The organism is Halolamina sp. CBA1230 (genome assembly GCF_002025255.2).
Lineage (GTDB): Archaea > Halobacteriota > Halobacteria > Halobacteriales > Haloferacaceae > Halolamina.
Genome location: NZ_CP054587.1, coordinates 847,020 through 864,133, shown reverse-complemented (window position 1 = coordinate 864,133; position 17,114 = coordinate 847,020). Strand labels below are relative to the sequence as shown.

The 17,114-nt window shown below is 57.3% G+C and carries 18 protein-coding genes; 8 read left to right on the top strand and 10 right to left on the bottom strand.

Annotated features, from left to right (window positions below):
- Position 1 precedes the first annotated feature (1 nt).
- Complete coding sequence (locus B4589_RS04415; protein ID WP_143414263.1) at positions 2–448, top strand: hypothetical protein; 447 nt, start codon at positions 2–4, stop codon at positions 446–448.
- A gap of 852 nt (positions 449–1,300) precedes the next feature.
- Here the strand turns inward: B4589_RS04415 and B4589_RS04410 are convergent.
- The 3 genes from B4589_RS04410 to B4589_RS04400 form a co-directional block, all read right to left on the bottom strand.
- Positions 1,301–1,702 carry a PIN domain-containing protein gene (locus B4589_RS04410; protein ID WP_079233132.1) on the bottom strand — a complete coding sequence of 134 codons (402 nt, stop codon included), beginning with the start codon at positions 1,700–1,702 and terminating at the stop codon, positions 1,301–1,303.
- Positions 1,699–1,959, bottom strand: a complete 261-nt coding sequence (locus B4589_RS04405; RefSeq protein WP_079233131.1) for an antitoxin VapB family protein — start codon at positions 1,957–1,959, stop codon at positions 1,699–1,701. Before B4589_RS04405 ends, B4589_RS04410 begins: the two co-directional genes overlap by 4 nt.
- A 224-nt stretch (positions 1,960–2,183) precedes the next feature.
- Complete coding sequence (locus B4589_RS04400) at positions 2,184–2,438, bottom strand: hypothetical protein (RefSeq protein ID WP_079233130.1); 255 nt, start codon at positions 2,436–2,438, stop codon at positions 2,184–2,186.
- A gap of 632 nt (positions 2,439–3,070) precedes the next feature.
- Between B4589_RS04400 and B4589_RS04395 the strand changes: the two genes are divergently transcribed.
- The 6 genes from B4589_RS04395 (at position 3,071) to B4589_RS04370 (ending at position 7,333) form a co-directional block, all read left to right on the top strand.
- Entirely contained in the window at positions 3,071–3,523 is a 453-nt protein-coding gene (locus tag B4589_RS04395) for an STAS/SEC14 domain-containing protein (protein ID WP_321169558.1), read from the top strand.
- A 430-nt stretch (positions 3,524–3,953) separates the two neighbouring features.
- Complete coding sequence (locus B4589_RS04390; protein WP_079233128.1) at positions 3,954–4,916, top strand: transcription initiation factor IIB family protein; 963 nt, start codon at positions 3,954–3,956, stop codon at positions 4,914–4,916.
- Between the two features lie 62 nt (positions 4,917–4,978).
- Positions 4,979–5,353, top strand: a complete 375-nt coding sequence (locus B4589_RS04385; protein WP_079233127.1) for a helix-turn-helix domain-containing protein — start codon at positions 4,979–4,981, stop codon at positions 5,351–5,353.
- A 2-nt stretch (positions 5,354–5,355) separates the two neighbouring features.
- The gene (locus B4589_RS04380) at positions 5,356–5,628 is read left to right on the top strand and encodes a hypothetical protein (protein WP_255246125.1); all 273 of its coding nucleotides are present in this window, start codon (positions 5,356–5,358) and stop codon (positions 5,626–5,628) included.
- Complete coding sequence (locus tag B4589_RS04375) at positions 5,625–7,055, top strand: hypothetical protein (protein WP_079233125.1); 1,431 nt, start codon at positions 5,625–5,627, stop codon at positions 7,053–7,055. The genes B4589_RS04380 and B4589_RS04375 overlap by 4 nt, the downstream gene beginning before the upstream one ends.
- Positions 7,052–7,333: a hypothetical protein gene (locus B4589_RS04370; RefSeq protein ID WP_217920481.1), complete on the top strand. Its 282-nt coding sequence runs from the start codon at positions 7,052–7,054 to the stop codon at positions 7,331–7,333. Before B4589_RS04375 ends, B4589_RS04370 begins: the two co-directional genes overlap by 4 nt.
- Positions 7,334–7,505: 172 nt before the next feature.
- On the opposite strand, the gene B4589_RS04365 is transcribed toward B4589_RS04370, so the two are convergent.
- The 3 genes from B4589_RS04365 to B4589_RS04355 form a co-directional block, all read right to left on the bottom strand.
- Positions 7,506–10,106, bottom strand: a complete 2,601-nt coding sequence (locus tag B4589_RS04365) for a heavy metal translocating P-type ATPase (protein WP_079233124.1) — start codon at positions 10,104–10,106, stop codon at positions 7,506–7,508.
- Between the two features lie 106 nt (positions 10,107–10,212).
- A complete protein-coding gene (locus B4589_RS04360) occupies positions 10,213–11,106 on the bottom strand; it encodes a cation diffusion facilitator family transporter (protein ID WP_079233123.1) in 894 nt (297 codons plus the stop codon).
- A 49-nt stretch (positions 11,107–11,155) separates the two neighbouring features.
- On the bottom strand, positions 11,156–12,325 hold the full coding sequence (locus B4589_RS04355; RefSeq protein WP_143414262.1) for a hypothetical protein: 1,170 nt from the start codon (positions 12,323–12,325) through the stop codon (positions 11,156–11,158).
- Between the two features lie 196 nt (positions 12,326–12,521).
- On the opposite strand from B4589_RS04355, the gene B4589_RS04350 reads away from it, so the two are divergent.
- Entirely contained in the window at positions 12,522–13,118 is a 597-nt protein-coding gene (locus B4589_RS04350; RefSeq protein WP_079233121.1) for an isoprenylcysteine carboxylmethyltransferase family protein, read from the top strand.
- 302 nt (positions 13,119–13,420) lie between these two features.
- Here the strand turns inward: B4589_RS04350 and B4589_RS04345 are convergent, their stop codons facing one another.
- From B4589_RS04345 to secY, 4 genes are all read right to left on the bottom strand, one after another.
- The gene (locus tag B4589_RS04345) at positions 13,421–13,747 is read right to left on the bottom strand and encodes a hypothetical protein (RefSeq protein WP_143414261.1); all 327 of its coding nucleotides are present in this window, start codon (positions 13,745–13,747) and stop codon (positions 13,421–13,423) included.
- An 88-nt stretch (positions 13,748–13,835) separates the two neighbouring features.
- Complete coding sequence (locus tag B4589_RS04340; protein ID WP_079233120.1) at positions 13,836–14,960, bottom strand: site-specific integrase; 1,125 nt, start codon at positions 14,958–14,960, stop codon at positions 13,836–13,838.
- The gene (locus tag B4589_RS04335; RefSeq protein ID WP_079233119.1) at positions 14,957–15,577 is read right to left on the bottom strand and encodes a hypothetical protein; all 621 of its coding nucleotides are present in this window, start codon (positions 15,575–15,577) and stop codon (positions 14,957–14,959) included. Before B4589_RS04335 ends, B4589_RS04340 begins: the two co-directional genes overlap by 4 nt.
- Positions 15,578–15,631: 54 nt before the next feature.
- Positions 15,632–17,113 carry a preprotein translocase subunit SecY gene (secY, locus tag B4589_RS04330; RefSeq protein ID WP_079233118.1) on the bottom strand — a complete coding sequence of 494 codons (1,482 nt, stop codon included), beginning with the start codon at positions 17,111–17,113 and terminating at the stop codon, positions 15,632–15,634.
- Between the last annotated feature and the right edge of the window lies 1 nt (position 17,114).

Here is a 17,114-nt window from a genome sequence, read left to right as displayed (position 1 = left end):
CATGAAATCCGGATCCGGGAGTGACCCCTTTGAAACGGATTCAAACAACGACGACGCGGAGGAATCCGCTGACAACGAGGCAGAGACCACGGATACTCCTGAGGAGAATGGGCAAGACACCGCGGAGACCCAAGACCACGAGCAAGCGGATAGTGCAACAGCTGACCACTCAGAGTCCATTGAATCAACGAGTCGCACTGACCGTGAGGGGTTACCCTACATCTACGGCCGGAATAGTGTCAAGGACGATCGGAAGATGATCCAGTACTTCCTTCGAGAGGAAACGGAAGCCATTGAAGATGACGTGAAGCGGGCGGTTGAGAGTGAACTTGGGACGGACGTGTTACTCACGGATTTGCGTGAAGCACTGGTCCGCGTCGCAGCAGAGCATCCTGAAGAAGTCGCCGATGAACTCCGTGACTGGGGTTACGAATACGAGGAAGACTAGTACCGAGATTTCATTCCGTATGTCACTGCCGACGACCGTGCGGTACCCACGATTTCGCTTGTGGTGCAGTACTCAACGCGTTCTAGCTCCACTGATAGTATGATATCGGCTAATCTATCTCGTGTATCGACCGCCAATCAAATCATACGACTGATAATATATTCCCCCACACCAAGTGTCGAGTGTAAATACCATTAAACACTAGATAGAGGTGCTCTACATCATCTACAAAACCACTCGACGCTCGGGATTCAACTGTTCATATTTGGATATTGACTGTGATTCCCCGATTACTACTGGACCCGTCTTAACCCCCTGTCGGGAACCATACATGGAAATTGGAAACCGGTAGATAGAACGGTGATGAAATTCACGACACCCCCCGTATAGATAGGGTGCATTCCGAAACGTCCTGCTAATCGTTCGTCCCAACACCGACTTACTCGATATCCAGTCAGGTACCTGAGTGATCCTACGCGGCATTCTCTGCTGTCGGTGGCAGCCGGTCCGAGCCCGCGGCGGCACGATATAGTCGTGCTGTCAATCTGCCCTACCGACTCTCAGTGCCACCCCTCACCCGTGGCGTCAACCGATGGGCCGATCGTGTCTTCCAGCTCTACCTCGGTGATGGAGCGAGTGTTGTCTTGCCGCGGAGTTCAACTAGCAGACCCGCAGGCGCTGCCAGTACGGGACACTACCAGCAGGGGTCCTGAGAAAGGGGCTAGGCTGTGTGGACTCTATCGGGAAGACACGAGGCGGCCAGTGACGGAGGGTTCAGCGGCGAATATCGTCGTTTAGCAACAAGTTGAGTACCATCCCAGACAGCATCAACCACACCGCGGGCAGTCTGCGTCAGTCGAGGTACTCTTCGACGTCGATGACGCCCTTCGTCGCCTCGTGGGTGAGGTCGCCGTCGCGGGACACCACCGGTGCGTTGACCTCGCGCCCGACAGCCGCGATCATCGCGTCGGGGCCGTCGAGGTATGGCCCCTCCGCAGGGATTTCGTCCGCGATCTTCCCAGCGAGCACAGCGGTGTGCTCATCAACAGTGTGCGTCTCTGCCCACGCGAGCGCGGTTCGAGCAGACTCGACATCGCCATCAGGGAGGTTCCCCTCACCGACCAGCAGTTCGGCGCAGGCCGGCACGGGGATCACCCACCGCTCCTCTTCGCCGCCGTTGGCGTCGTAGAACTTCTTGGTCGCCGGGTGGCCGTCGTAGTAGTCGATGAGAAAACTCGCGTCGAGAACCTTCATGCGTCGGCGTCCTCGCCTTCACTGCTCCGCCGACGCATCCGCGCCTTTCGCTCCTCCTTGGCTGCTTCGCGCTGCTCGCGGACGCGGTCGGCCTCGTCGTCAGACCAGCGTCCGAACCCGTCGTCGAAGTCGCCGCCCGTTTCCTGATCGAGGACGCGCTCAAGCACGTCGTTGTAGCTCTCGCCTTCGGCGCGGTGCCGGTCGAGGATGCGTTTCACCCGGTCGCTCACGCGGATCTGCTCGTCTGCCGTCGCCATGGTTACGTCAACGTTGGTGTTGACACGGTTTAGTCGTTGGGTTGCCCGCGGTCACGGAGCGAACGTTTTTCTGCGACGCGGGAGATGAATGATACTGTAGAGTTTATCGCTGAACGGGCGTCCAGCTGAATCACACCGCCATGGGATTCACCGGGACTCCCTTACACTCAACTGACCAGCCGCAGCTGCGGTGAGAAGATGGGCCGAGTAGATCGCGTGGCCGTTCAGTCGTCGTCCGACTCGTTCTGCTCCAGCTCGACTATGACCTCGGTGGCGTCCGAGGCAATGTCGTCGAGACCCGCCTCAATGGCGAAGCCTGCGACCTCTCCCATCGCCTCCTGGAGGTGGGACACGAATGTGTTCTCTATATCGATGGTCTGTCCGGCCTGCCTCAACGAAAACCGGGCACCGCTCAACTCGGCGTCCACCTCATCCTCCAACTCCGCGAGGACGTTCTTTGCCTTTTCCAGCTTCCGCATTCGTTCGCCTGCTTGTGTCGTTTGCATAGTATCGCTCCGAAAAACTGAGTAACTCTTCATTTTTAAAACTCTGCCTCAGAGCGTCCTTCGCCTGCCAGTATTTGACCGGTACTAGCGATGATGCAATTTCTATCGGCGATTCCTGTTTACTGCAGTCAGGAAAGAGGACCGGGCGCGCTCTAAACAGAGGGCTAGGTTCGACTACTCAGGATCAACTTCCTCAACCGCCTCATTCACGACATCGGTAGTCGGCGCGTTCAGATACGGCCCGTAGTGGCGAAACTGTCCTCGCTGCTCCGAAAACCGCCGACGGATGCCGTGCGAACTGACGTACAAGTAGTCGTCGTCAACCCCTCCGCAGTGAACTCGTCTGCGCGCTTGACGACGTCTCTGTCGGCGACGGTGAGTCACCGGTTGTAGGCGGATTACCGTCCGTATCGATGGCTGGCAGGTCGTCGCCGGAACTCGCAGTAAACCCAACGATGGCTAGCGTGTCAAAGATGCCGTCGTTGCGGAGAAATTCTGGATGGTCCATATCTGCTAGAATGGGCAGGTACTGGTAGATGGAGGAATTGTTGAAATCTATTTTCGACACAATATATGGTGGAACAGCCACTCAGTAGAGTTTGCGAATGGATTCGTCAAGTGACCGTGGGAACTTTGCCACACCTGTTCGACTGCGTTCGTTAAGGATGTTTGAGATACTGGACGCAACAGAGGACGATCTCGTTGCGGTACGTGTCGGGAGTGGTACTGCGGACGGGTACGAGGAGTTCTACTCGCTACTCATCGAGCGAACGAAGCAACACGGCTCAGTCCGAGTGTATGAGGAAGTCCCTAACTGGACAGCAAGGACGTATCTCACCCATCTCCACGGGATTGTTCCAGACCTTCGATACGGGCCCGAGTTCGACATCCGTTCCTATGCGTGCGTCGGAGACTCATTCTGGGCAAAACTACTCTTTCACCAGTGGCGAGCCATTCGGCCAGTCTGGCCAGTTGCCCCCGACGATATGCGATATTTTCATCTAGACAACCGCGACGATGCTTTGCGATGGCTCCGTAACGTTTCAGCTCGGTCGTAGCACTACGTCGCTGCCGATATTCTGACGGCCGTGACAGTCCAGACAGCAATCCGGAAGATTCTGTTTGCAAAACACCTTCCTAAGTACTGGGAACTTCACGTCGGTGTTTTCGGCCCGACAAGCCCTATCAAATCACCGATAGGAGAAGTACAGAGGCTCCGTATAGTCCGACGATTCCGAGACCGATTTTGACGTATTGTGCGAGCCACCCGTCCTCGGCTGGCTCTGTATCGGGTTCTTGGTTCGGGAGGTCATTGCGAAAAAGGTCATCTTCAGTCATTTAGATACACTCGCATTGAAACGCCCCGCGAAAGGCTGTTTTCCGGACTCCCAAATTTTGGGCGTCGCCCGCTTCTATTTCCATTAGTGCGCTGTATCTGGTGGTCATGCTGCACTGGGCGAGATCAATAAAGAGAAGCGCCATCGAACTATGGATCGTGTGAAACGTTCTGGCGAAGACAGTAGCACAAAGGAAAACAATACCCGCTCGGTGCAATCGTGTCCGGAGTGTAGTGGGTCGATCGTTCAGACCCAAGAGTACGGGGAGTTTGCTTGCAATAGCTGTGGCCTAGTTCTCGACGAAGACGCCATTGATCGAGGTCCCGACTGGCGGTCATTCTCCGACGAAGACGACGATGGCCGGCACGTTGGAGCTCCCGTTACAAATCTCCTGCACGATGACGGGCTTAGTACGAAGATCGGGAGAAAACAGGATGGCTATGGCCAGACACTCTCGACCGAGAAGCGGCGGCAGATGGGTCGCCTTCGGACGTGGAACGAACGGTTCAGGACGAAGGATTCCCGCGATCGAAATATTCGACAAGCCCTTGGGGAAATCCGCCGGATGGCATCCGCGCTTGGTCTCAGCAGATCGGTTCAAGAGACAGCGAGTGTTATCTATAGGCGGGCCGTAGACGAGGATCTCCTGCGTGGGCGGTCAATTGAGGGGATGGCGACAGCATCACTATATGCAGCCGCCAGACAACACGGGTCGTTGCGTACGCTGGAGCGCTTTGCGACTGTCAGTCGAGTCAAAAAGATGCGATTCCAACGGACCTACCGGTACATCTCCCGTGAACTATCTCTCGGTATCGAACCGGAGGACCCGTGTGAATACATCCCCCAATTCGCGTCGGACTTAGATCTCGGAAGCGAGTCTGAACGGCTAGCTATCGACATCCTTTCGACTATGAAGGGGCGAGGGGCACATAGCGGTAAAAGTCCGGCTGGGCTGGCAGGTGCAGCCCTGTACGCGGCGGCGTACCTCACAAACCAGTCACTGACACAGGAAGCAGTCGGAGAGGTATCGAACGTCAGTGAAGTAACGATACGAAACCGGTATCAGGAGCTACTGGAGATTTATGCTGATACTGGAAGTGGAGAGCAGGAATGAGTGGGCTCTCGGAGAATACCCGTCCGTCCCCACCCGGGTTAAACCGAACCAAATAAACCACGATGGAGGAAGATGACTCGGGAGATGCAGAACGCCCGTTGTCCACAGTTTTCGCTGTACTCGACGATCCGGACTGTCGAGAAATCCTCCGGGTAACGACCGAGCCACGAACGCCCAATGAGATCGCGGATCTTTGTGATCTTCCGGAGACGACCTTGTACCGAAAGCTGAACCAACTCACGACAGCCTCTCTCGTTCGAAAACAGGTCACAGTCGATTCAGAAACAGGGCAGATGACAGAATACGTTCGGAGTTTCGAAGGAGTCGCAGTAACCATGGATGACAATGGCGAATTCAGTATTAAGATAGATGAGAGAGAACGGCCCCCGGAGGATCGACTGAGCGACCTCTGGTCGAAGATGGGTGATGAGATATGACGATGGTTGAACTCGGAATCGCCGTCGTCAAATCGATCATCTTCGTTCTCGGCGGAGCGATTTCCTACGTCGCGTACAAAGCATACAGGAAAACACCAGAACGGTCGCTCCAGCTGCTCTGTATCGGCTTCGCAATTATTACTGTCGGGGCGCTTCTCTCCGGCGTTGCGAACCAGTTCTTCTCAGTGCCGCTGGCAGAAGGCGTTCTGGCAAACAGCGTGTTTGTCGCTACCGGACTGGGAGTGATTCTGTATTCGCTATACCTTCAACAATGAACAAGAGTCGTGAGATAGTCTCGACAGAGAAGTTGCGACAGGCGCTGAGAGTAATGAAACAGCGTCGAACCGTACTTGCGGTCGTAATTGCGCTCCCGATCGTAACCGGGCTGGTCAGCGCACGGGGAGGGTCTGTCGGGGGTACAGCGACCCGGTCAGCGTCGATTCCGACGTGGTTGACGGTTCTCACCGGTGGAGCGGTCGTTGCCGGGTCGTTTGTCTTCACCAGTTTTCTCACTGACCACGAGTCGGTCCGCGATGTCAACACTCGCTCCCTTTCGCTTCCCGAATTCCCACCTCTGGAATCGGTACTCAAAACGGCTGGAGAACTCTTCGGAATAGCGACCGTCGTCTTCGTCGTGTACCGAGGGCTGGTTGGGACAGTTCGGCCCCAGTACAACGCTGCAATACTGATCGTCTGGGCAGGGTGGTGGGCAGGCTACTCCATGAGTACGTACTTCATCGGGAACTCGTGGCCGATACTCAACCCGTGGAAGTCGATTGCAAGCCGACTCCCCTCTCTCGATCGGCCGTATCCGGAACGATATGGCCGCTGGCCAAGCGTTGTGTTCCTCTTGCTCCTGGTGTACGTTGAGGTCGTCACACCCGTCGATGCAGTACCACGTCTGCTTTCGTTGGTGATCGTCGCATACTCGGTAGTGACCCTCTCTGGAGCTGTTGTATTCGGAGAAGAAACGTGGTTCGAGACAGTTGACCCGATTTCCGGGGTGTTTCGCGTGTACGGGCGTATCGCCCCGATTCAGAAGACCGACGACGGGTACACGGTCCAGTTCCCCGGAGCGTCTCTCGCCGAAAGCGATACCGCCGCATCGAAAGATACGGTTGCATTCACGATTGCGCTTCTCTGGGGCACATCGTTCGACGGCGTCGTGACCACGGGGAGTTGGAACCGTCTGACGAGGGCGATCGTCGAGGGCGGGATTCCGTATCCGCTCGTGTATCTCTTCGGGCTTGGGACAGGGTTCGCTGTGTTCTATGGAGCGTACCGGTTCGCCGCCGCTCGCTCCCGAAAGCGCACTGAAACGCCCGTGACTACAGAGTTCATCGAGGGGTGGTTCGTCCCAGCATTGATTCCGATTGCTGCGGCCTATCACGTCGCCCACTATCTCACGTACTTCCTCGGCCTTTCGCCGGCACTGGCTCTCGCCGTTTCGAACCCATTCGCAGCGCCCGAAACGTTGTACACGCTGACCATCCCCGCATGGTTCATCAACATCAAACTCCTCCTGATCGTCGCGGGTCACGTGTTAGGAGTCTGGATCGCGCATTCACTCGCCCTCTCGCTGTTCCCAGGAAGCCTGAAGCCAATTCGGAGTCAGTACCCGTTCATCGTCGTCATGGTACTCTATACGATGACGGGCCTGTGGATCATCGCCCAACCGTACGTGAACCCAGCATACGTATGACTGAACAACCGATTCACCCAGATGTTCGTCTATCGGATAGCCACGAGAGCGTACAGCAGTGCCCGTACTGCGACCGGCCGTTTACCAGTGACCGAACACACGACCTGCATCTCGGAGAGAAACACGAAGAACGGCTCGGAGAGACAGAACGCGTTCAGTACGAGGAAGCGAGCGAGGAGGAGGAAGAAGAGATATTCATCTTTCACATCAAGATGGTCATCCTGATCGGGATCCTCTGGGCTGCAGTCGTGATGCTCTATATGGTGTTCGTGAGCTAGAACGACGTTTCGCTCTGCCTCAGAGAGAGCTGCGACTGGCGAAGAACATGTTGAGACAGCCAGCGAACATGCGACGCGGGAGTAGCGACGACTGAATCCACTCTTCTAACCGCTCCGGAAACAGAGATTGGTAGCCTTCTCGTAAGGGTTCGTACGAAGTGGACCTACGGCACTATTCTCCCATCTCAGGCGTGATACGGGAGAGTCGCATCGCGTTCCCAGTGACGCCGAGAGTCATCCCGGCGTCGCCGATCAAAACTGCGGCCCAGATCGGGACGAACCCGAACGGCACGGCGAGCGCGAGGCCAGCTTTCACTGCGAGGCTGGTCCAGATGTTCTGCCGGATTACGCTGTTCGCGTCGTGGGAGAGCTCGTAGAGGTACGGCAGTCGGGAGAGGTCGTCGCCCATCAAGGCGATGTCGGCGGTCTCGATGGCGGTGTCAGTCCCTGCCGCCCCCATGGCGACGCCGACAGTCGCCGTCGCCAGTGCGGGGGCGTCGTTGATCCCGTCGCCGACCATCGCCACGCCACCGTACTGCTCGTTGAGTTCTCGCACCGCGTCAACCTTGTCCTCGGGGAGGAGTTCGGCACGGAATTCATCGACCCCCACCTTTTCGGCGATGGCACGGGCGGTTCGTTCGTTGTCCCCCGTCAGCATCACGACGTGTTCGACACCGAGATCGTGGAGGCGGGAAACCGCCTGTTTCGCCTCCTCGCGGACGTCATCGGCGACGGCGATGGCACCCTCGATCTCGTCCTCGGTGCCGACGAGAACGACCGTCTTCCCCTCGGACTGGAGGTCGGGGACGACGGACTCCAGCAGGTCTACACAGTCGTTCCGCTCACACATCTGCCGGCTCTTCTGTGTGACCATCCCGCCGTCCGTCGCAGCGTGGACGTGGTTGAGGTCGAAGCCGAGTTCCTGGAACAGCCCGGGTTTCCCCGCGTAGTGGGCGGTGCCGTCGAGGTCGGCTCGGACACCCTTTCCGGTGATACTTTCGAACTCCAAGACGCTGCGGTCGCTGACACCCCGTGTCTCTGCGTGCTCGACGATAGCGTCGCCGATGGGGTGCTCCGACCGGGTTTCGAGTCCCTTCGCACACCGGAGGACATCGTCCTCGGAGTTCTCCCCGAGCGGGATCACGTCGGTGACGGTGAGTTCGCCGAACGTGAGCGTCCCCGTCTTGTCGAGGGCGACCGCATCGACCTCGCCCATCGCTTCGAGGTGGTTGCCGCCCTTGATCAGGACGCCGTTCTTCGCGCCGCTGGTGATCCCCGAGACGACCGAGACGGGCGTCGAGATCACGAACGCGCACGGACAGGCGAGCACCAGTAGCGTCAACCCATAGACGATCGCCTGGGTCTGTGTCGCGCCGAGCACCGCCGGCGACGCGAGCGTCACCAGCACCGCGAAGACGACGACTAGCGGCGTGTAGTAGCCCGCGAACCGCTCGACGAACTGCTCGCGCTCAGTTTTGTTCGACTGCGCGTCCTCGACCATCTCGATGATGCGCGAGAGCGTGTTGTCGCCCGCCTCGGAGGTGACCTGCACCTCCAAGTAGCCCTGTTCGTTGACCGTGCCAGCGTATACCTCGTCGCCCGTCGTCTTGTCCACCGGGACACTCTCTCCGGTGATGGGGGCCTGATTCACCGCGCTCTCGCCCTCCAGCACCTCGCCATCAAGCGGAATCTTCTCACCAGGCTTCACCACGACTACGTCGCCGACTTCGACCTCGTCAACGGGGAGCGTCACGTCTTCGCCGTCGCGCCGGACCGTCGCTTCGTCGGGCGAGAGGTCCATCAGTTCCTGCAGAGAGTTCCGGGCCTTGTCCATCGAGTAGCGTTCCAGCAGTTCGGCGACGCTGAACAGGAACGCGAGCGTCGCCGCCTCCATGTAGAGGGCTTCGCCGAAGACGAGGCTGACCGTCACGGCCCCGAGGATGGCGAGACTCATCAGCAGGTCGATGTCGAGGTTCCGGTTTCGCAGCGAGTAGTAGCCCCCCCGAACGATCTCCTGTCCGCCAGTCACGACGGCAGCGAGGAACAACACGTCGGCAGTCGAGAGCGCCACACCGGCGGTAGCGAGGAGTTCGACGTTCAGTCCACCGAGGACGAACTCGAATAGCAACCCCAGGAGGGTGAAGCCCCCACTGACCCACGTCTTGATGGCCCGGGTGCTACGCCAGACGCTCTCAGTCTCGGCGACAGCGCCGTCACCTCCGCCGGCAGTCGAGTCGGTGATTTCGTACCCTGCGTTCTCGATTGCGCGAGTGACCTCGTCTGCAGATGTCTGCGACTGGTCGAACGTCACGGTGATTTTGCCGGTCGTCGGCTGGGTTCGATAGGCGGTAACGCCCTCCACGCCTTCGACCGCGTTCTCGACCTTCCCGGCACAGGACGGGCAGTCCATCTCCGGGGCGGTGAACGTCTCGGTTACCTCACCCACACCGGCCTCGACCTCGTAGCCGGCTTTCTCGACACGCTCCGCGACATCCTCCGGCGTCGTCCCGTCCGATTCGTACCCCACCGTGAGCGTCCCGGTCGTCACCTGTGGGTGGACCGTCTCGACGGCGTCGAGTTTTCGAACGCTCTTTTCGACTTTCCCGGCACAGGACGGGCAATCCATCTCCGGAACCGTAAGCTGGACCGACTCCTCCCCCGCGAGGTCACCGGCTACTTCGTTTTCAGAACCACCGTGTCCGTGGTCGTGATCATGATCATGTCCGCCATGATCGTGGTCGTGATCGTGATGTGAATCCTCTCCACCGGTCATGCTGCAGGGTAGACGGCGAGAGGTTAACAATTCTTCTGCCAATAACACCCCATTAGATAGTAGTGATTAACAAATTTCTGGAGTTGAGATATTAACTTTCGAGTGGTCAGTGTTCCCGCCGCCTCTCGGTGTCGTTTCCGGCGGACACGAGATCAACCGTGACGTGATCCGCATCGTACTCTGAGGCGAGAATCGTGGAAATCCGTTCGTTGAGAGAGTCCCGTTCTGCGACCGTCGTCGCATGATCACGAACGTGGACGGTCGCAATACGGAGAGAGCTGGATAGCTCCCAGATGTGCGCGTCTTCGACGCTCGCTACGCCACCGACTTCGAGGAGTCGTTGTCGGACGTCCTCCACGGAAACTGGACTCCGCTGCAGGAAGATTGCGCCACTTTCACGAATCAACTCGACAGCGGACCAGACGATTATCACCGCGATGATGACGGCAGTAATCGGATCCGCAAGCTTCGACCCGGAGAACTGGACGACCAGCATTGAGACGATCACAGCGATGGATGCACCGGTATCTCCGAGGAGGTGATAGTACGCGCCACGCTCGTTGAGACTCATCGACCCACCCTGAATCACGTACACGGAGGCAATGTTGAGAACTAATCCACCAGCCGCCAATGCGGCTGTCTGCAGTGGTTCGATTTCGACCGGCTGCAGGTATCGTTGGTACGATTCCCAGACGAGGTAGCCGACCATCGGGACCAACAGAACGCCGTTCAAGAATGCAGCGAGCGGTTCCAGTCGGTTCAGCCCGTACGACCAGCGGCTCCCGGGCTCCGTTCGCCGACCGACGTAAACTGCCCCGAGCGCGAGCACGTATGCCACAGCGTCGAACAGCATGTGAAGGGCGTCCCCGATGAGTGCGACCGAGCCGAAGAGAAGCCCCCCAACGAGCTCTGCAACGAACCCGACAAGATTGATTCCAGCGACGATGGCGAGCTTTCGGGTGCTTCGACCCTCCCCGTTGTGACTATGACCATCTCCCATAGTGGACTCCGTAGCAGGCTAGTTGCGGACGGCGTCGGTAAATAGACTTTCAGTCAGCCTGTACTGACGCGATATCAGTAGAGCGGTCTGGATGATATACTGACCCAATCGAGTAGAGGATGCTGCCCGTGAACAGCAACATGCTTCCGACGATGAAGATCACACTCAGTGGCGACGATGTATCGACGAACACCCAGTACAATGGGGCCGTGATCGTCGGGCCGGCGACGAGGACGGCGACCTTTGCGACCAGCGGACCACAGCAGCCACACGTACATGTGCCGACAATAGCGGATGTGTTCGCCGTACTCATTGTTGCACCGACCTGCTCGTCAACCCGCCATTTCCGCGCGATGAGGCTGGCTTGAATCCCGACCAGCACGGAGAGTGTCCCAACGATAACGACGACGCCTGGCGAAAGAGCGAGGAAGAAGGGCACTTCTGGGATCAGCAGTTCGAACGTCGGCCAGACGACGAGCTGATACTGTGCCGGAATCACCGTCATGACTGTCTGTTGCGGGACGCCCTCTTCAGGGAAGAAGGAGAGATACCCCGTGATCGAGAGGAAAAACAGGCCGGTGACGATGCCGATTCCGGTTCCGAACCGGCGAGCGAGAGGGTCGTTCATTATGACTCGAAGAACTTCGCTTGCATCGGTCCAAAGGACGTACCCGACGGCGACCGGAGTTCCCAGCACGAGCGCGTACCCGAGCGGGTTCTTGCTGGCGAATCCGGGAACGATGTACGGGTAGAGTATCCAGCCGCCCATCAGCATGCCCAGGAAGGTGTACCGCGGGCGGGTCGGCCACCGTAGCCATCCGAGGAAGAAGCTCACGACGATGGCAGATAACCCAACAGCGGCCCCAATAAATGGATAGAATGAGCGCGGGAACGGCATCCTACTGGCACTATAGACAGGGTCTGGGGAGTGGACGTCAAACAGCACTGCGCCGATAGCGGCAACGACGATTCCGACGAAGACAGTAGAGAGAATCATCCTCAGTGTTCCCTTGTCGTATCGCTTCGCTAGGATTCCTACTCCGGTTATGACGCCTCCCAGTACCAAGAGAGCGATACCGTGCCAGTGGGACAGACCTCCCGTAGTTGTTCCATGTGCAGCGACAGTACCGGGGAGAACACCTAGTAGGAGCCAGACGGTAGCAAAGGACATCAGTGACGACAGAATACCTAATGTTGCGCTCCGTCCGGAATCGTCCATCATAGCCGGTTGCCCCGCTAGTCAATTAGTCGTTCCGTTCATCAGCCATTCTCCCGTTGAATGGGAACAAAATGTCGCGTTCCGAAGAACTCCACTAGTTGGGTATTTGATTTCCCCATGGGCTGAGTGAGAATGAAAATACAGCTAGCAATTAATATCACTAATGCTTTTACCCTGATGATAACCAATCTTGATTATGGCGTCCCGATCAGATCGTGCCTTTCTCACCACGATGATCGCCGATGCTGTCCTGATTGTTGGATACGTTGTCAGTGTGTTTGTCCCCGATCGACGTCTCTGGCCGATCGGTGACAGTAAATGGCGTTGGTGGTTCAACTGGTCGGCACTCTCGGTAGTCTTCACCGGATTTCCCGTGCTGGCCTACCGTGACTGGGACTCGTTCCGAGTTACGAGTGTATCCCTTCGAATTGTCGGCACACTCCTCTCTGTGTTCGGCATGGCGTTTTCGCTCTCAGCACTCTTCGAACTCGGGTGGATGGAAAGTAGTGGACGGGAGGGTGATCTTCGAACCGATGGAATCTACGAATATACCCGGAATCCACAGAGCGTCGGGTTTGTCACCTTCATCGTTGGAGCGATGCTTGCAGTAAATTCGCAGAAACTGGCGGTACATGGGTCACTGACCGCACTCATCTACATCCTCTTCCCATTCGCTGAAGAGCCATGGCTCCGTGAACACTACGGCGACGAATACGAGCAGTATTGCGAGCAAACGCCGCGGTTTCTCAATATAGAGTCGGTAAGGGGCCTCGTAGGGAAGTTGCCAGGCTAAGATTATACTTTGGAGATCCACCGCTCGGAGAGAATCTCTGTAAGACAGTCATCACATAATTCCAGTTCGAGTTCTTTCAAGTCCCCGTTCGCTCGCTCAAATTGGAGTGAAAACCTCGCTATCTCTGTATCTTCACCACAATTAATGCAAGGCATTGACTAACACACAATAATCAGTCAGGGGATAAGCCTATTGGCGATTCAAATGAGTAGTCTGTACTGCACGATAGGTGAGTCCTCTACACTAATCGTGTCGTGGGTCGGCTCTCATTAGATTCAAAGTCAAAACGAGCTACCTGAGAATCAACGAAATTTAGCCCACACCGAATATACCGATACGCTTGATTCCAAATCTGCGTCAGTTACCGCCCTATCTTCGGTGATGTCGCTCGCACGGGCGTGACAGACGACATCGTGCCCTTCTTTTGAGAGTTCTCTTTCAAGGTGGTTTTCGACAGCGTGCTCAACCCAACGACGGATACCGGCCCCCTCAGCGATATCATCCGAAATCGAATTTTCTTCGACATATACTTTGTATTCGGCGATTCCTTCAACTGTTCGGCAGTCTGCTTCGATAGCTTTTACACTTTCAAATATAGTTTCACTCTTCTCTGTACTTGGTTGTGACATGCTCTGAAGCAGTTAATGCCATGGTCGTATTTAAACATCTGCCTGATAGTCGAGGCAACCCCAATATAATTCCAGTAGAACCAACTCATTACCCCATGGCTTGTTGATAATCTTCGGCCAATTGTTCTTCGTCGTCTTCCACGTATTCCATCGTTTGATCCAACCGTGCGTGGCCTGCGAGTCGCCGTGCCTGATGGAGGTCAATAGTCTCGCAATCATTGACCCAGTAGCTAATCGCGCTTCGTCGAATTCTATGAGTCGTTACGAACCACTCCTTAATTTCCTCGTTAGGTTCTGGGTTCGCTGGTCGCAAAGGACGCTGAACACCTGCGTTGTCGGCAGCCTGTTTGACGATATCATTAATTTGTGCTCCGTCCATCGTCTTGCTGTGAGTCGTACAGAGGATGGCTCCGTGTTCTGGTTCCACTTGAGATGAGAATCCGTGTCGGACACGTTCACACCATCGTTTAAGTTGGAACCTGAATTCTTCGGGGAAGAATACGTTCCGGCGAACGAGATCTGGGTTCTCGGATGCTTTGAGTTTGGCAGATTTGACGTTGATGGCGCAGTTTTCCCAGTCAATATTCTGTATTTTCAGCCTGGACAATTCGACGCTCCGGCATCCAGTATACCAATTCAGCCGGCATGCAACCTCGTTCCTTAATCGCGTTTCAGGAGTCTTTCCGGGCACGTTGTCGAATAGCATCTCGACTTTTTCGGGTATCAACGCCAGAACGTCCCCAGAATTCTCTCGAATGCCGTCGATCTCCTTGGCAGAGAGGCTGTGTTGTTTTCGATATTCGGGAGTAGACCGATGGACGCCGTAGTCATCTTTGAGGCTAATCCCTGCATTCTTGTCGCAGGGATGGCCGTTAGCAAGTTCCAACCGTTTGTGTGCCTGGTCGTTTTGAGTGATCGAGTAAAAGGACTGAACAGAAGCGTAGTAATTGCCGATCGTCGTGTCAGATTTGTCCGTGATCGTCTGGAGATAGGCGCGTACGTCAGCAGTGGTCGCACGAAGTGGCTCAATATCGTTATGTTCACAGAACGCAAGCCAGTAACGGACTTCTCGGCTTCGAGTCTCGATCGTACTGTCAGACGTGTCTGATTTTTGTTGCTGGAGACTGTCAAGGTATATTCCCAGCAATTCCTCCATTTCCTCCGAAATCTGCTTGTCAGCAGGACTGGAGTATTGACCCTTGTTGTTTCTCATAGTTGCATCCAGTGGCGGGTGCCATCCACGACAGCGCTTGTCACGTTCTCCGTCGTGTTCGTTTCGAGGTGTATGAGGGCTTCACGGACGATATGGGCTGGCTCCCCCATTTCGTTCGATATACGTTGAGCACTCCCCTCGATTGAGAAATCAGAAGACTCACGAGACGATTTGACTAGGAACCGGATGTACTCTTGATCATCCATCTCACCTTTCCCCCCTAACGACTCATGCACGTGTTGGGGAATGTCGCCAGGGTAAGAAGGAATCCGCGGCAAGACATCCATCGCTAACTCTACAACATCGGTCGTCTCCCTTGACGACGAATTGGCTGCGGACAGTGTGTCGATTTTGCCTTCGAGCGAGTTGATGTCCTGCTGTAACTCTCCGACCTGGTCCGTAACCTCTGAGAAATCAACCTCTGATTGCTGAGGTGAAGCGACGACTTCCTCGATAGCGTCCTTCAGGACATACTCGTCCCGGATCTCGTGATCGACAGCTCGCTGTACTAACGATGTGAGGGTCTCACCCTCTTCGAGTGCGTCCTTCCATTCCTCTTTCTTGGAAGGTGAGACTCGGACGTTGAGTTTGACCTTGCTATGTGGGCCGTCGGGCATGAGTATGCCCAACGTAAGGAGACAGCCTAGAAAAAAGGTGGGTCCCCAGTGGGGTTACTCCGAGCCGAACATCTGGCGCATCATCGGGTGCATCTCCATCAGCTGCTCCTCGGCGATCTCCTCGTACAGCTTGTACGTGATAGAGACCGTCAGCAGCAGCCCGGTTCCGGAGACCTCGCCGATGGTGCCGAGCATGTTCGCCATCACCGCCAGCAGCCCGACGAGGGCGCCGCCGATGACGGTGACCTGCGGGATGTACCGCTCCATCACCTTCTCGATCACCTGGGGGTTCCGCCGGAACCCGGGGATCTGCATCCCGGAGTTCTGGATCTGCTTGGCGGTGGCCTCCGGGCCCATCCCGGTGGTCTCCACCCAGAAGATCGCGAAGATCGCGCCGCCGACCACCATGAACGTCAGGTCGATGGCGATGCGGATCACGACCTCCCACCACTCGGCGGTGACGGTCGCGCCCGTGAACCACATCCACTGCTCGGGCGCCTGGATCGGCTTGAGGTACCAGAAGATCCCCTCGATGACCTGGCCGCTCTGCTGGTCGTACTCGCCCAGCCAGGCGGGCATGCCGGCCCACTGGCTGTGGAGGATCTGCCCGAGGAACTGCAGGTTCGCCTGCAGCGCCCGGACGAGGATCATCGGCAGGACGCTCGCGTAGATGAGCTTCACGGGGAACTTCCCGCGGGCCCCCTTCACGCGGGCGTGCGAGAGGGGGATCTCCACGCGAACGCTCTCGGCGTAGACGACCACGACGAAGATCAGCACCGTCGTGATCATCGCGAGGATCATCCCCTGGCCGAGGAAGATCGCGCTGAGCCCGTCGGTGGTCAGCGGCGACCCCGGGAGCTCGGTGCTCCCGGTGATGATCCCGATCCAGGAGGAGACGAACCCACTGTTGCCCGTCAGCCCCTGCCAGCCGAACAGGCCGCTGACGAGGCGCTGGCTCACGCCGGCGATGATGAACAGGCCGACCCCGGAGCCGACGCCCCACTTGCTCACGATCTCGTCCATGAACAGGATCAGGATCCCGCCGACCATGATCTGGGCGAACAGCAGCCCCTCGACGCCGCGGAGACCGATCCCCAGCGACTGCGCGACCTGCGGGTCGGCGCTCAGGATCGGGCTCGCGAACACCATCGGCGCGCCGGTCAGGACGCACATCACGACGACCAGCAGCTTCTGGAGCCCCTGGTACAGCACCTGGTCACGCGGGTCGTTCTCCGTGTCCAGCCCGAGCAGGTCCGCCCCGCCCAGCAGCTGGAGCACGATCGACGCCGTGACGATGGGGCCGATCCCGAGCTGGAGGATCGAGCCGGACGCGCCGGCGAGGATCGACCGGAACTGGCCGTAGAAGTCGCCGCCTCCGGTCTGGAGCCCGTACAGCGTGACGTTCGTCAGGAAGAAGTACATCACGAGGATGCCGGCGGTCCACAGCAGCTTGCGCTTGAAGGGGACGTGCCCCTCCGGCCGCGCGACCGTGGGCATCCGCGTGAGCACCGGTTCGGCGGTCTCCTTCCAGCTCATG

What these genes read in the sequence shown, in the direction of transcription:
- B4589_RS04415 (WP_143414263.1), top strand. Translation starts at nt 2, where the DNA reads ATGAAATCCGGATCCGGGAGTGACCCCTTTGAAACGGATTCAAACAAC.
- B4589_RS04410 (WP_079233132.1), bottom strand. Translation starts at nt 1,702, where the DNA reads ATGAAGGTTCTCGACGCGAGTTTTCTCATCGACTACTACGACGGCCAC.
- B4589_RS04405 (WP_079233131.1), bottom strand. Translation starts at nt 1,959, where the DNA reads ATGGCGACGGCAGACGAGCAGATCCGCGTGAGCGACCGGGTGAAACGC.
- B4589_RS04400 (WP_079233130.1), bottom strand. Translation starts at nt 2,438, where the DNA reads ATGCGGAAGCTGGAAAAGGCAAAGAACGTCCTCGCGGAGTTGGAGGAT.
- B4589_RS04395 (WP_321169558.1), top strand. Translation starts at nt 3,071, where the DNA reads ATGGATTCGTCAAGTGACCGTGGGAACTTTGCCACACCTGTTCGACTG.
- B4589_RS04390 (WP_079233128.1), top strand. Translation starts at nt 3,954, where the DNA reads ATGGATCGTGTGAAACGTTCTGGCGAAGACAGTAGCACAAAGGAAAAC.
- B4589_RS04385 (WP_079233127.1), top strand. Translation starts at nt 4,979, where the DNA reads ATGGAGGAAGATGACTCGGGAGATGCAGAACGCCCGTTGTCCACAGTT.
- B4589_RS04380 (WP_255246125.1), top strand. Translation starts at nt 5,356, where the DNA reads ATGGTTGAACTCGGAATCGCCGTCGTCAAATCGATCATCTTCGTTCTC.
- B4589_RS04375 (WP_079233125.1), top strand. Translation starts at nt 5,625, where the DNA reads ATGAACAAGAGTCGTGAGATAGTCTCGACAGAGAAGTTGCGACAGGCG.
- B4589_RS04370 (WP_217920481.1), top strand. Translation starts at nt 7,052, where the DNA reads ATGACTGAACAACCGATTCACCCAGATGTTCGTCTATCGGATAGCCAC.
- B4589_RS04365 (WP_079233124.1), bottom strand. Translation starts at nt 10,106, where the DNA reads ATGACCGGTGGAGAGGATTCACATCACGATCACGACCACGATCATGGC.
- B4589_RS04360 (WP_079233123.1), bottom strand. Translation starts at nt 11,106, where the DNA reads ATGGGAGATGGTCATAGTCACAACGGGGAGGGTCGAAGCACCCGAAAG.
- B4589_RS04355 (WP_143414262.1), bottom strand. Translation starts at nt 12,325, where the DNA reads ATGGACGATTCCGGACGGAGCGCAACATTAGGTATTCTGTCGTCACTG.
- B4589_RS04350 (WP_079233121.1), top strand. Translation starts at nt 12,522, where the DNA reads ATGGCGTCCCGATCAGATCGTGCCTTTCTCACCACGATGATCGCCGAT.
- B4589_RS04345 (WP_143414261.1), bottom strand. Translation starts at nt 13,747, where the DNA reads ATGTCACAACCAAGTACAGAGAAGAGTGAAACTATATTTGAAAGTGTA.
- B4589_RS04340 (WP_079233120.1), bottom strand. Translation starts at nt 14,960, where the DNA reads ATGAGAAACAACAAGGGTCAATACTCCAGTCCTGCTGACAAGCAGATT.
- B4589_RS04335 (WP_079233119.1), bottom strand. Translation starts at nt 15,577, where the DNA reads ATGCCCGACGGCCCACATAGCAAGGTCAAACTCAACGTCCGAGTCTCA.
- secY (WP_079233118.1), bottom strand. Translation starts at nt 17,113, where the DNA reads ATGAGCTGGAAGGAGACCGCCGAACCGGTGCTCACGCGGATGCCCACG.